This window comes from uncultured Planococcus sp., from assembly GCF_947501725.1.
GTDB classification, from domain to species: domain Bacteria; phylum Bacillota; class Bacilli; order Bacillales_A; family Planococcaceae; genus Planococcus; species Planococcus donghaensis_C.
Window position 1 is genome coordinate 139,422 of sequence record NZ_CANMXD010000001.1, and the last position, 12,857, is coordinate 152,278.

Below are 12,857 nucleotides of genomic sequence, written 5' to 3' on the forward strand. Positions count from 1 at the left end.
AGGAATGACTAAAGTGAAAAGTGCAGAAGAGCTGGAAAGGGAAAGAGTGTTGAATGCAAATAAAAATAATCCCCTCGCAAAAGTAGCGGGGCTGTTTGCCCGCATTGCAGAACGGTGGTTGCCTGATGCATTCGTATTTGCCATTATACTGACGTCCATCGCTTTTATTGCAGGAGTTATTTTCACAGACTCAAGCCCTTTTGACATGATGACCTATTGGGGCGATGGAATGTGGGGACTGTTGACATTCACGGCGCAGATTATAACCACCTTTGTTTTAAGTTACGCCTTAGCATTGACGAAGACAGTTTCTAACACTCTTGAAAAAATCGCGGCGATTCCCAAGTCGCCGAACTCGGCCATTTTGATGGTGACATTCACAGCTCTGGGTGCTTCCCTGATCAGTTGGGCCTTCGGTTTAGTAGTGGCAGGGATCATCGCGAAACTGGTCGCGAAGAAAGTCCATGACGTCGATTATCGTGTACTCGTAGCAGCAGGCTATTCGGGCTTCCTGATTTGGGAAGGTGGTTTGTCATCTTCTCCAGCGCTTTTCGTTGCGACAGCGGGACATGTCTTTGAAGGGGAAATCGGATTAATCCCTATTTCAGAAACTTTGCTGTCAGCTGTCAATATTGCCATTGTAGTCATATTGTTCTTCACGCTGCCTTTTGTCATGCGCTTGGTCCATCCGAAAAATCCCAAAGATCGTTACATTGTGGAACAGTCACGTTTAGAGGATCCGGTAGTCGAAGAAGACTCGCGTGAAGAAACCAATTATCCGAATGACAAGATTGAGAAGACTCGTTTGATTCCACTTATAGGTGGATTCCTCGGCTTAAGTTATTTGGTGAATCATTTTATTGCCAATGGATTTTCACTGGATTTGAATACAGTCAACTTGATTTTCCTGACAGCGGCCTTGCTATTGTTCTCGAATGTCCGGGAACTTGCTCAAGGACTGTTGAAATCCGTCAGCAGCGTCGGCCAATTTGTTCTGCAATATCCATTCTATGCAGGCATTATGGGAATGCTGAGTGCTTCCGGTTTAGCAGTATTGATATCCAATTTCTTCATTAATATTTCAACGGATACGACCTTGCCGCTTTGGACTTTCCTATCGGCTGGAATTCTGAATGTCTTTATCCCCTCGGGTGGTGGACAATGGGCGGTTCAGGCACCACTGGTGATTCCAGCTGCGCTCGAAATGGGTGTCGAACCAGCAAAAGTGGTGATGGCTGTTGCTTGGGGTGACAGCTGGACCAATATGATCCAGCCATTCTGGGCGATTCCATTGCTTGCGATTGCCGGTCTTAAGATTCGCGACATCATGGGATACACCATGATTGCTTTGATTTATGGAGGCTTAGTGATAGGCGCCTGTATGCTGATTTTCTAGAAAGAAAAGGAGAGGGTACCATGAAAGCGATTATCGTCGAAGAGACCGGTCCGCCTGGAGTGATGAAGCTTCAGGAAATGGATAAACCGAAGCCTGATGCACATCAGGTCCTGATCCGTGTTGAAGCAATCAGTGTTAATTTTGCAGATATTAAGGCTCGCCAAGGGCAGTACCATGGAGTGGCTGCAGATGCAGCTTTTACACCAGGCCTGGATTGTGCGGGAGTCGTTGTAGAAATTGGAGATCAAGTGAGCCGGTTTCAGCCTGGACATCGTGTGATGGCATTTCCGGCAGGCGGTTCCTACGCTGAATACGTCGTGGCGCCTGAGAATTTAACTTATCCGTTACCTGATGAAATCAGCAGCGAAACGGCCGCAGCTTCTTTGACCGTTGGCATCACTGCCTATAACGTCATCCAAAAAATGGCGAGGCTGGAAAAAGGGGAAACTATCTTAATCCATGCGGCGGCAGGAGGAATCGGTTCAACCGCTATTCAGCTGGCCAAGTTTTTCGGAGCTTCCAAAATTATCGGAACTGTCGGCAGTAATGAAAAAATAGCGCATGCCAAATCTTTTGGTGCAGACGAAGTCATCAATTATCGGTCAACGGATTTTGTGGAGAAAGTCAATGAATTGACTGGAGGAAAAGGTGCAGATGTCATTCTTGATACAATAGCAGGCGAGAATTTCGAAAGGAGCTTGAAATGCTTGGCTACATTTGGGCGAATCGTCTCTTTCGGGCATGCCAATGATGGATCAGTTCCAGGAATCGCAAAAACGGATCAGCTTCATTCAAACTGCCGCTCAGTCATTGGATACAGTACGGGCACATACCGAAAGCACCGCCCGGAATTCTTGAGAGAAGGTGCTGAAAAGGTAACCGAATATCTGCTGCAAAAACAATTGGAAATTGTCGTCTCCAAGAGCTTTGCATTGGCGGATGCCCCGGAAGCGCATGCCCATATTGAAAGCCGGGCGAGTATCGGCAAAGTTCTACTGATTCCTTAATAGATTTGCTGTTGAGCTGTTGCCCTCTAAAAGGGGGGCAATCGTTTAGCAGTTAAGAGCGCCATTATCCAACCTGCTCTCCTTTCTTCTTCAGATCAATCCCCGTTACACCCAATAAACCAGAGGTGATGTCTATGTATGGCGGTATTCAGTTGCAGCAAAAGCAAGTAAAAAAAATCCACATGACACCTGCTTTATCTCAGGCGATAAAGCTTCTGCAGTATTCGACACTGGAATTGGCGGAATTCCTAAATGAGCAGATTTCTGCGAACCCACTTCTTCAGCATCCTGATCATGTGAAAGGGGAGAGATGTTTTTCAACGGCTAAAAGTCCACTCGATCCTATTCAATTTATTGAAGCGGCAGAAAATAAACTGGAAAGCGAACTGCTGGAACAACTAGTTCTTTTGAATCTCGAACATAGACAGGAAAAGATGATGAAGTTTTTAATTTCCAACTTAGATAGCCATGGATTTTTAAGTGGGGGAGTCCCTGAAGCTGAGAGGGTGCTCGGAATTTCTAGGGCTGAAGCGAAAGGGTTGATTGGCTTGCTTCAGCAACTGGAACCAATGGGGATAGGTACAGCAAACTCAAAGGATTTTCTATTGCTTCAAATTGACTCCAGTCTGAGTTTTCACTACAAAGAAATTGCGAAAACTTTGATTGAAAATGACTTGGTGAAAATGGCGTCGGGCTCTTTTCATTTTCTTTCGGCTAAATATCAGGTCAACAGACAAATCCTTCAGGAAATTACAGATTTCATCAAGAACCTGAAGCTGTATCCAGCAGAGGAATATTCCCGATCTCCGGTTCCCTATGTAATACCCGATGTTGTGATCGAAGAGATTGATCGAAGATGGATCATCCATATAACCGATCATTTATTGCCTTCCATTAAATTGAATGAAAAATATATCAAAAACCTTCTGGCATCACAACAAGATGAAGTTGAGAGCTATGTGCAACAGCGATTAAAGGATGCCCAATTCTTAAGGAATAGCCTAAAGAGCCGAAAAGAAACCTTATACCATGTGACGGCAATGATCATGGACCATCAAGAGGCTTTTTTTCAAAAAGGTGAATCATTTATACAGCCTATGCGTTTGAAAGATCTGGCTCAAAAATTGCAGCTTCATGAATCGACAATCAGTCGAATCACCAGCAATAAATATATTCAGACACCCCATGGCTTATATACTTTCAAGTATTTTTTCACTCATGGTCTACCAAATTCGACTACTGGCCATTCAGAGTCTGTGTCGAGCATAAAAGTTAAACTGGCATCTTTGATTGAAAATGAAAATCCATCTGAACCATATTCAGACGAACAATTAAAGGTTTTATTGAAACAGCAAGGTGTACCGATCTCAAGAAGGACCATAGCCAAGTATCGGGAACAATTGAAATTTGCGAATTCCATGAACAGGCGGCGCTACTGAGCAGAAATAGGAATTTCTTATAGGAAATTCTCGGAAATGAGAAAAATGCAGCCTCAAAGCACGGCCAATTCCTTATGGTTCTCATTTTTTGAGTTGGCACGGAATTTGCATATATAAATAATGAAGGCGCCATTGCCTTAAAAGACACAAAAGGAGGTAGAGAAAAATCTCTTGAAAAGCGGAAGGCAATATATGCAAGCAAACAAGACTGTGAAAGAGGCGATCAATGCATTTATGAAAACGCTTTCTTTGGAAGGAGTCAAGCTTGCGGGAAAGGAGGCTTGAGATGAAGCCACTTAGCATCGTCCCGTTTGTCTCAGGGAAGCTCCAGAGCAATAGTTATGTGGTATCGGATGAAGAGTCATTTTGTGTAGTGATTGATCCGGGAGAAGAATCCACGGAACTATTGACGTATATCGGGGACAGGAAAGTTGATTACATCCTATTGACCCATGGTCATTACGATCATATTGGAGGCGTGGCCACTCTCAAAGAGAAAACTGACGCATCAGTCGCCATCCATTATGCCGAAGCGGAATATTTGAGTGATCCAGTGTTGAACCTATCATCGGAAAGCGGCAAACCAGTAGTTTGTGAATGGCCGGATATTTTGCTGAATGGAGGTGAGTTGGTTCAATGCGGAAAGTTTTCGGTAAAGGTGATCCATACACCTGGGCATTCTCCCGGAAGTATCTGCTATTTGCTGAATGACCACTATCTGTTTTCGGGGGACACCTTGCTGGCGGGATTAGTGGGACCGACCAATCTTCCTTCGGGAAATCGGGAACTCTTGAAAGCTTCCGTTAAAGAAAAACTCTATTCATTAAATGACGATGTAGAAGTTTACCCTGGACACGGGGAGGCAACAAAGATCGGAGCAGAAAAGAAGGATAATCTCTTTCCGAATATCAAAGCGTTTTTTTGAACCATCAAAAAAGAGGAGTGAAAAAGAATGGCTGAGACATATGTGAAGGAAGTCGAAACAAAAAGCTACACGAAAGAAGTGCTGGTGGATTTTTACAAGACAATGGCGAAAATCAGAAAGTTTGACGAGAATTTGATCAAGTTGATGGCTGAAGGGAAAGTTTCGGGATTTTATCATTCCGGCATCGGTTCTGAAGGGCTGTCAGCGGGCTCTATCCGGCAAAACCTGCGGGATGAGGATTATATCTATTACAACCATAGAGGGTGTAACCAGAAGATCGCGAAGGGTGTACCGCTGTCGAAAATTTACGGGGATTTCCTCGGGACGATTGAAGGCACTACGAGAGGCTTGGGTGCGGGAATCGTCCACAGTGCGGATCCATCGCGAGGTGTACTGGGACAGGCAGGAACAATCGGTTCCCAATTGGGGTTAAGCGTCGGAACCGCCTATACTTCGAAGTTGACTGGCAGCGATCAGGTGACAGTGGTGTATTTTGGAGACGGAGCAGCGTCGCGTGAAATGCTTCACGGTTCTTTGAACTGGGCCGGACTTTATAAGTTGCCGATCATCTATATTTGTGAAAATAACGAATACGCCATTTCCTGCCATGTATCTGAAACGCATTCCGTCAAAGAAAATATTGCGGATTGGGCCGACGGTTATGGAATTCCAAACTGTGTCGTAGACGGCAATGATGTGCTGCTGATGCACGAAGTTGTAAAGGAAGCGGTAGAGCGGGCGAAACGCGGAGAAGGCCCAACTTTCATCGAAGCTCAGACGTTCCGCCATCGCGGACATTTTGAAGGTGATCCATACGATTATGTGGATGTGGAAATTCTGCAGAACTGGAAAGACACGAAAGATCCAATCACCAATTTTGCAGCTAAACTGATGCTCGATAAAGTAGTGACAGAAGAAGACCTTGAAAAGATCAATAAAGAGATTGATGTGGAAATAGCGGAAGCTATTCAAAAAGCAGAAGCGGCACCACTGCCGAATCCTGAAAGAATCTACGAAGGACTATTCGCGTAAAGGGGGAGAAATGGATGAGAAAGATTACTATGCGTGCAGCGTTACTGGAAGCTTTAAATGAGGAAATGGAGCGGGATGAAACGACCGTTCTGTTTGGGGAAGACGTCGGTAAATTCGGCGGCATCAATGCCGTAACAAAAGGATTGTATGAAAAGTTCGGAAGTACCCGTGTATTTGATACACCGATTGCTGAACCGACAATCGTCGCGGCAGCAGTGGGAATGGCGATCACTGGAAATGCCCGTCCGATTCCTGAATTGCAGTTTGGTGACTTTGTAGGAATCGCTTTTGATGAAGTTTTCAACAAAATGGGGAAATGGCGGTTCATGCATGGCGGCCAGATGGAAATGCCAGTAACTTTGCGCTTGCCTATCGGTATTGCGGGCGGAGCAGGGCCAGAGCATTCACAAAGCCCTCAGGCATTATTCATGCACGGTCCCGGACTTCAAATCGTTATTCCTTCCACTCCTTACGATGCTAAAGGGTTGTTGAAAACCGCAATCCGCGATAATAATGCCGTATTATTCTTTGAACATAAAGTTCTTTATGATATGAAAGGCGAAGTTCCGGAAGAGGAATACTTGATTCCATTCGGTAAAGCGGACATTAAACGTTCTGGCACAGATGTCACCATTATCGCCACGGCTCTGCAGGTCCATACTGCTTTGGCAGCTGCCGATGAGCTGGCGGCTCAGGGAGTGGAAGCGGAGGTTATTGATCCGCGTACTTTGGCTCCTTTGGATATGGAGACCATCCTGGAATCAGTCAGAAAAACAGGGCGGGCCTTAATTGTCCATGAAGAACCAAAAACAGGAGGCTCTGGCGCGGAAATTGCGGCTCAAATCCAGGAAGGTGCTTTGTTTGATCTCAGTGCACCGATCAGAAGAATCGGTAGTCCGGATGTTCCAATTGCGCAAAGTATTTATCTGGAACAATTTTATACACCGAATAAAGAGCAGATTACCAAAGTGGTCAATGAATTGATGGAATATTAGAAGCCAGGGGCTGGACAAGGAATTATTCCAAACCGGCCCCTCTTTAGATTTTTTACGATTACTTTTGGAGGGGAGTGCATAAGATGTATGAAGTGAAAATGCCTCGTTTAGGGGTGACGATGCAAAACGGCACAGTTACCGAATGGTTGGTTGAAGAAGGTGAGGAAGTAAAAAAAGGTGATTATTTATTTGAGTTGGAAACCGAAAAATCGACCTTGGAAATAGAAGCTCAGGAATCTGGGATATTGAAAAAAATCATCGTTCCTGCTGATGTTGAAGTTCCGGTCAATACAGTCATTGCCATTTTAGGTGCGGCGGATGAAGAAGCGGATTTGTCGATATATACACATGACGCGAAAGCAGCGCCTGCAGAAAAAACAGAAGAAGTTGTGAAAGAAGCGGCTGCTCAGGATCAATCGAAGCCAGCTGCAAGAAAAGGCGGAGTTTCACCGAGAGCGCGGAAACTCGCAAAAGAACTTGGGGTTTCTTTGGATACCGTAGACGGAACTGGAAAAGATGGAATCGTCACTGAAGAAGATATCCGTAATGCATCAGCTCCAGCTTCAAGCTCAACTATTAAAGTGAAAGAGACGATTTCGCTCAATGGTGTTAAGAAAGCAATGGCACAAAATGTCCTGAACAGCTGGCAAAGCATTCCTCAGTTCACTCAAATGGTATCTGTTAATATGACGAAGGCATTAGCGGTGAAAAAAGAGCTTGGCGATGTTTCATTGAATGACATTATTGTAAAAACAGTCGGCAATGCAGTGGAGAATTATCCGCTCGTCAACAGCAAGTTGGAAGACGACAATAAAATCACTGTCTACGAAGAAGTGAATATCTCTGTAGCCGTCAACAGCTCTCATGGACTGGTGGTACCGGTTGTGAAAAATGCAGAGAGCAAATCGATTCAGGAGATTTCTGCAGAAATCAAACAGCTGGCCGAAAAAGCGGAAAACAAAGAATTGGCAATGGAGGATTATGAAAATGGCACGATCACCATTTCCAATCTTGGAAGCCTTGGCATAGAATCGGGAACCCCGATTGTCAATAGCCCACAATCAACCATCATCTTTGCCGGCGCAATCCGGAAGACGCCGATCGTGGGTGAGGATAACGAAATTTCTGTTGCCCCGATTATGGTTTTGTCGATCTGCTACGACCACCGCTTTATCGATGGCGTGACAGGTGCCCATTTTACGAATGAAGTGAAGAAAGCATTTGAAAATTTAACAGTGGAAGAATTGAGTTGAAGAATAGGAGGATGGCTATGAGGTTAGCAGGGAAAACAGCGATCATTACGGGGGCAGGAAGTGGTCAGGGAAAAGCATCTGCTTTGCTATTCGCTGAACAGGGAGCAAAAGTTGTCATTGCCGAATGGAATGAAGAAGCGGGAAAGCAAGTGGAAAAAGAAATCATTGATGCCGGAAATGAAGCGATGTTTTTCAAAACGGACATTTCAAATGAAGAGAATGTCCAAGAACTGGTTAGCGTCGTTCAAGACAAATACGGCCGCATCGATATTTTATTCAATAATGCCGGCATCGGTTTTTCTTCCCGTTCCAAGTACACCATGGCCTCTATTCTAGAGACACCGTTGGATGACTGGAACAGCATTATGGGTATTAATCTGAATGGCACTTTTTTGATGTCGAAGTATGTCATTCCGGTAATGATCGAGCAAGGGAAAGGGAGTGTCATCAATAACTCTTCTTTAAATGGCATAATCGGTGTCACTGGAGCAGACGCCTATACGGCGTCAAAAGGCGGGGTTGTAGCATTGACACGTGTGATGGCAGCCGACTACGGGAAGCACAATATCCGTGTCAATTGCATTTGCCCGGGTGCAATCAATACACCGATGATCAGCGAAGTGCTGGATATTCCGGAAATCGCTAAAAACTACGAAACGGGTCCGCTTGGAAGAGTGGGAGAACCGGAAGAAATTGCCGGAGCTGCGTTGTTTTTGGCATCTGATGAAGCCAGTTATGTAACTGGAGTCATTCTGCCGGTAGATGGCGGATGGAGCACAGTTTAAGCAGGCGGCTTCATATCGGAAAAGGGCGGAAGTCCGCCCTTTTTCTATACATACTAAAAACGGGAGTGGTTGGATTTGGCTGACATACATGTATATAAACCCACCGACGCAACTGTCAGGCGCCCCGAAAAAAACAGGAAGCTGAAAATGGCTTGGACAAATCATGTTAAATGGAATACGCCGGAAGGTGAAGTCCGGGAAGTCATAGCGGAGTCTTGGAGCCGTTCCAAAGAGTATGGGATAAATCCCGATCTTTTGGCAGCGCCGGTAATCTGCACTGAAAAAGCAATAGAAAGCAAAATCCGGAAAAACATAGAACTCTTGAACCTGATCCGTCCTTTATTGGATGATCTTTTCGCTGTGGTCCGTGGAAGCGATAGCATCATTGCATTTTCAGATAAAGAGGGTGTCATTTTGGAATTGTTTGGAGACAGTGAAATTGCTATGAATGCGGCAAGTGCTAATTTCAAAGTTGGCGCCAAAATGAGTGAAAGGCATTCTGGAAGCAATGCCATCGGAACAGCAATTGCAATCGGCGGTCCGATCCAACTGGTGGGAGCAGAGCATTATTGTGTAGCGTGGCATACTTCCCATTGTTCAAGTGCCCCTATCCGTGATTCGCTTTCATCTGAAATTATCGGTGTTATAACAGTGGTCGGCTATTTGAATACCGCTCATCCGCATTCCTTGGCTTTGGTGAAGGCAGCTGCCGAAGCAATCATGAAATTGATTGAACAAAAAGAGCTGGAGCATGAAAAGTATATGAGCAACCATTACTTTAATGCTGCCTTGGAATCGGTTTCGGATGGAATAGTCATCGTTAACCTTCATGGTGAAATTCTTCGTATGAACAAAATTGCTGCACACCTTCTTCATCTTCCAGGAAGTAATTTTGAAAAGCTCAAGATAAACGAGATTGAAAAGCTGAAGTCTTTTTCAACGGACTTAACTGAAACGATCAATGAACATGAAGTGATATTGAAAGGCGAATCCAGTGTAGAAAGCGGAGGCGGAACCCAATTCTTTCTGACTTCCCGAAAAATAAGCATCGAAAAGGAGCATATCGGAAATATTCTGATCCTCAAACGGAAAGTGTCGAAAGAATTGATGAACAGGACGGCGGTACACCAGTTCTCTTCTCTTGTGGGAGAAGAAGAGGGTTTTCGGAAAACAGTGGACTATGCAAGAAAAGCAGCCAAAACAGATAAAAATGTCTTATTGATCGGCGAAAGCGGAACGGGGAAAGAACTGTTTGCCCAGGCTATCCATAATGACAGTTCAAGACAGCGTGGTCCTTTTCTTGCCATCAACTGTGCTTCAATTCCGCAGGAGCTGATTGCCAGTGAATTATTTGGCTATGTAGATGGTGCTTTCACGAATGCGGCACGCGGCGGCAAGAAAGGGAAGTTCGAAGCGGCTCATGGAGGAACATTGCTCCTTGATGAAATCGGCGATATGCCCTTGGACCTCCAAGCGAACTTATTGCGTGTTTTGGAGGAAAGAGAGATTACACCTCTCGGGTCAAACCGCTCAAAGTCGGTGGATGTCAGAATCATCGCAGCCACCAATCAGGACTTATTGTCTCTGGTGAAAGAAAAGAAATTCAGGCTTGATTTATTTTATCGATTGAATATCCTGACTTTGGAGATTCCGCCTCTCCGGAAAAGGAAAAGTGACTTGCCGCTTCTGGTCGATTATTTTTCAAGAACAAAAAAACTGGCACCTGAAGCAGTAAATGCCTTTATGGCTTATGAGTGGCCGGGGAATCTCAGAGAGTTAAAAAATGTATTAGAGCAAATGGAGGTATTCTGTGACGGGAGCATTTTAACGTTGGAATACCTACCAGCTTATATAGCGAAAGAAACATCACCGCAGGAAAATCCGGAATTATATAAAATAACAGCAAAAGAAACAAAGGCACAAATGCTGAGAGCAGTCTTGCGGCATTCAGAAAAAATAGAACAGGCTGCAAAAACTTTAGGTGTCTCTGTCAGCACCGTCTATCGGTGGGCGGATGAACAGAATATCTCGGTAAAGGAAAGTTTTAAAAAATAGTCTTTTCCTAAAACCTCAAACAATATTTGTTTGAGGTATTTTTCTGCCTGATGGCACAAGGTGGTGGAAGTCAGGAAAGTAGGTAATATAACATATTATTTAAACTATGCGTTAAAAATTAAAGTATTAGTAAGAAAGTTATTGCATATTCAAAAAAAGGCAGGTAATATAAAATAAATACAAATTTTCAGATAATTATAAATGCTTAAAGGAGGAGACACATGGAAGCATCTTTTTTAACTGAAGATCATCAACTGTTCAGAAAATCCTTGAGAAAAATGTTGGATAAAGAAGCTTATCCTTTTTATGAAAAATGGGAGGAAGAAAAAGCGATTCCACGAGAGTTTTGGACCAAGCTTGGCGAGAATGGTTTCTTATTGCCATGGGTGGATGAAAAGTATGGCGGTTTAGCTTTAGATTTTTCATATTCATTCATATTGACAGAGGAATTAGAGCGTGTGGGAGTTGGGCTCGCTAGCGGGATTTGCCTTCACTCTGATATTGTAAGCCCTTACATATCTTCTTATGGGACAGAAGAGCAAAAGGAGAAATGGCTTCCAAAGAGTGTAACTGGTGAATTCATTTCAGCTATTGCGATGACTGAACCAGGTGCAGGCTCCGATTTAGCAGGCGTCAAAACGACTGCGCAACGAAACGAAGATCATTATATCCTGAATGGTGAAAAAACATTCATCACCAATGGGCAGAATGCAGATTACATTGTGGTGGTGTGTAAAACAGATTTGAAAGCGGAACCTGCTCACAGAGGCATCAGCTTATTGATCGTTGAAAAAGGTACAGAAGGATTCCGAACAGGCAAAAAACTCCACAAGATGGGCATGCATTCGGGGGATACTGCTGAACTGATTTTTGAAGATGCCAAAGTTCCTGCCGAAAACTTGCTCGGTGAAGAGGGAAAAGGGTTCTATTACTTAATGGATAAGTTGCAGCAGGAACGTCTGGTTGTCGCATTACAGGTTCAAATAGAGGCGGAAGAAATGTTGCGTTTGACGATTGATTATGTAAAAGAACGTAAAGCATTTGGAAGCCGTATCGCAGATTTCCAGAATACCCAATTCAAAATCGCCGAAATGGCAACGGAAATCGATATAGGAAGAACGTACGTCAATACACTGACAGAAAAACATATCGCGGGCGAAGAAATTGTCAAAGAAGTATCCATGGCAAAGTGGTGGATTAGTGAGATGGCAAAAAGGGTTGCTGCTGAATGCCTTCAGCTCCATGGTGGATATGGCTATATGGAGGAATACGAAATTGCCCGGCGTTATCGCGACATCCCTGTCACGAGCATTTATGCGGGCACAACAGAAATCATGAAAAACATCATTGCCAAGAAAATTCTGGCCTAGGGGTGGAAGAAAGCATGAAGCTTGCGGAAAAAAGGGCCTTAAAGAAAAAAGAGGAAATATTGATGGCCGCCGTGGCTATCGTGAATCGCAGAGGGTATTCAGGCGCTACGATGGAAGAAATTGCTGCTGATCTGCTGATGACTAAAGGAGCGCTTTATTACTATTTCAAAAATAAAGGCGACTTGATGTTCCAATGCCATAATCTGGTGCTTGGAGCCGCCATTGAGGAACAGGAAGAACATCTAAAAAAAAGCGGTACAGCAGAAGCAGTTCTAAGAGCAATGATCGTTACACATATTGATTATGCAATTGAAGAAAAAGAGACATTCAATATGATTTTGAAGCCTGAACAGATATTTACGGAAGAACAGTTGACTGCAGTACTGGATCTTCGGAAATTCTATTCCCATTTATTTGATCAGATCATTGGTAGGGGAGTCGAATTCGGTGAATTCGAAGTAAATGATCCACTGATTTCCAGAATGATCATTCTTGGGTCGATGAACTGGATACAGCAATGGTATCGGCCTGGGGGACGGCTTTCAAAAGAAGAGCTGCAAAAGACATTTGGGGATTCGATCATTAAATTATTGAAATAAA

At 44.1% G+C, this 12,857-nt stretch carries 11 protein-coding genes; all 11 read left to right on the plus strand.

The features are described from left to right. Nucleotides 1–4 precede the first annotated feature (4 nt). The 11 genes from Q0785_RS00755 to Q0785_RS00805 all read left to right on the plus strand — a co-directional run bounded on the left by Q0785_RS00755 (nt 5) and on the right by Q0785_RS00805 (nt 12,856). On the plus strand, nt 5–1,396 hold the full coding sequence (locus Q0785_RS00755) for a TIGR00366 family protein (protein ID WP_298823832.1): 1,392 nt from the start codon (nt 5–7) through the stop codon (nt 1,394–1,396). 20 nt (nt 1,397–1,416) lie between these two features. Beyond that, the gene (locus Q0785_RS00760) at nt 1,417–2,403 is read left to right on the plus strand and encodes a quinone oxidoreductase (protein WP_298823834.1); all 987 of its coding nucleotides are present in this window, start codon (nt 1,417–1,419) and stop codon (nt 2,401–2,403) included. 134 nt (nt 2,404–2,537) lie between these two features. Continuing rightward, a complete protein-coding gene (gene rpoN, locus Q0785_RS00765) occupies nt 2,538–3,842 on the plus strand; it encodes an RNA polymerase factor sigma-54 (RefSeq protein WP_298823836.1) in 1,305 nt (434 codons plus the stop codon). Between the two features lie 286 nt (nt 3,843–4,128). Continuing rightward, a complete protein-coding gene (locus tag Q0785_RS00770; RefSeq protein WP_298823838.1) occupies nt 4,129–4,767 on the plus strand; it encodes an MBL fold metallo-hydrolase in 639 nt (212 codons plus the stop codon). A 27-nt stretch (nt 4,768–4,794) separates the two neighbouring features. Beyond that, on the plus strand, nt 4,795–5,799 hold the full coding sequence (locus tag Q0785_RS00775; RefSeq protein ID WP_223639510.1) for a thiamine pyrophosphate-dependent dehydrogenase E1 component subunit alpha: 1,005 nt from the start codon (nt 4,795–4,797) through the stop codon (nt 5,797–5,799). Between the two features lie 14 nt (nt 5,800–5,813). Further along, nucleotides 5,814–6,794: an alpha-ketoacid dehydrogenase subunit beta gene (locus Q0785_RS00780; RefSeq protein ID WP_298823841.1), complete on the plus strand. Its 981-nt coding sequence runs from the start codon at nt 5,814–5,816 to the stop codon at nt 6,792–6,794. An 83-nt stretch (nt 6,795–6,877) separates the two neighbouring features. Further along, nucleotides 6,878–8,047: a dihydrolipoamide acetyltransferase family protein gene (locus tag Q0785_RS00785; protein ID WP_298823842.1), complete on the plus strand. Its 1,170-nt coding sequence runs from the start codon at nt 6,878–6,880 to the stop codon at nt 8,045–8,047. A gap of 17 nt (nt 8,048–8,064) precedes the next feature. Continuing rightward, complete coding sequence (locus Q0785_RS00790) at nt 8,065–8,832, plus strand: SDR family NAD(P)-dependent oxidoreductase (RefSeq protein WP_298823844.1); 768 nt, start codon at nt 8,065–8,067, stop codon at nt 8,830–8,832. A gap of 147 nt (nt 8,833–8,979) precedes the next feature. Further along, on the plus strand, nt 8,980–10,887 hold the full coding sequence (locus tag Q0785_RS00795; protein ID WP_298823846.1) for a sigma-54-dependent Fis family transcriptional regulator: 1,908 nt from the start codon (nt 8,980–8,982) through the stop codon (nt 10,885–10,887). A gap of 221 nt (nt 10,888–11,108) precedes the next feature. Next, on the plus strand, nt 11,109–12,257 hold the full coding sequence (locus tag Q0785_RS00800) for an acyl-CoA dehydrogenase family protein (RefSeq protein ID WP_298823848.1): 1,149 nt from the start codon (nt 11,109–11,111) through the stop codon (nt 12,255–12,257). Between the two features lie 14 nt (nt 12,258–12,271). Further along, nucleotides 12,272–12,856: a TetR/AcrR family transcriptional regulator gene (locus tag Q0785_RS00805; RefSeq protein WP_223639527.1), complete on the plus strand. Its 585-nt coding sequence runs from the start codon at nt 12,272–12,274 to the stop codon at nt 12,854–12,856. The last annotated feature ends 1 nt before the right edge of the window (nt 12,857 follow it).

What these genes read in the sequence shown, in the direction of transcription:
- Q0785_RS00755 (WP_298823832.1), top strand. Translation starts at nt 5, where the DNA reads ATGACTAAAGTGAAAAGTGCAGAAGAGCTGGAAAGGGAAAGAGTGTTG.
- Q0785_RS00760 (WP_298823834.1), top strand. Translation starts at nt 1,417, where the DNA reads ATGAAAGCGATTATCGTCGAAGAGACCGGTCCGCCTGGAGTGATGAAG.
- rpoN (WP_298823836.1), top strand. Translation starts at nt 2,538, where the DNA reads ATGTATGGCGGTATTCAGTTGCAGCAAAAGCAAGTAAAAAAAATCCAC.
- Q0785_RS00770 (WP_298823838.1), top strand. Translation starts at nt 4,129, where the DNA reads ATGAAGCCACTTAGCATCGTCCCGTTTGTCTCAGGGAAGCTCCAGAGC.
- Q0785_RS00775 (WP_223639510.1), top strand. Translation starts at nt 4,795, where the DNA reads ATGGCTGAGACATATGTGAAGGAAGTCGAAACAAAAAGCTACACGAAA.
- Q0785_RS00780 (WP_298823841.1), top strand. Translation starts at nt 5,814, where the DNA reads ATGAGAAAGATTACTATGCGTGCAGCGTTACTGGAAGCTTTAAATGAG.
- Q0785_RS00785 (WP_298823842.1), top strand. Translation starts at nt 6,878, where the DNA reads ATGTATGAAGTGAAAATGCCTCGTTTAGGGGTGACGATGCAAAACGGC.
- Q0785_RS00790 (WP_298823844.1), top strand. Translation starts at nt 8,065, where the DNA reads ATGAGGTTAGCAGGGAAAACAGCGATCATTACGGGGGCAGGAAGTGGT.
- Q0785_RS00795 (WP_298823846.1), top strand. Translation starts at nt 8,980, where the DNA reads ATGGCTTGGACAAATCATGTTAAATGGAATACGCCGGAAGGTGAAGTC.
- Q0785_RS00800 (WP_298823848.1), top strand. Translation starts at nt 11,109, where the DNA reads ATGGAAGCATCTTTTTTAACTGAAGATCATCAACTGTTCAGAAAATCC.
- Q0785_RS00805 (WP_223639527.1), top strand. Translation starts at nt 12,272, where the DNA reads ATGAAGCTTGCGGAAAAAAGGGCCTTAAAGAAAAAAGAGGAAATATTG.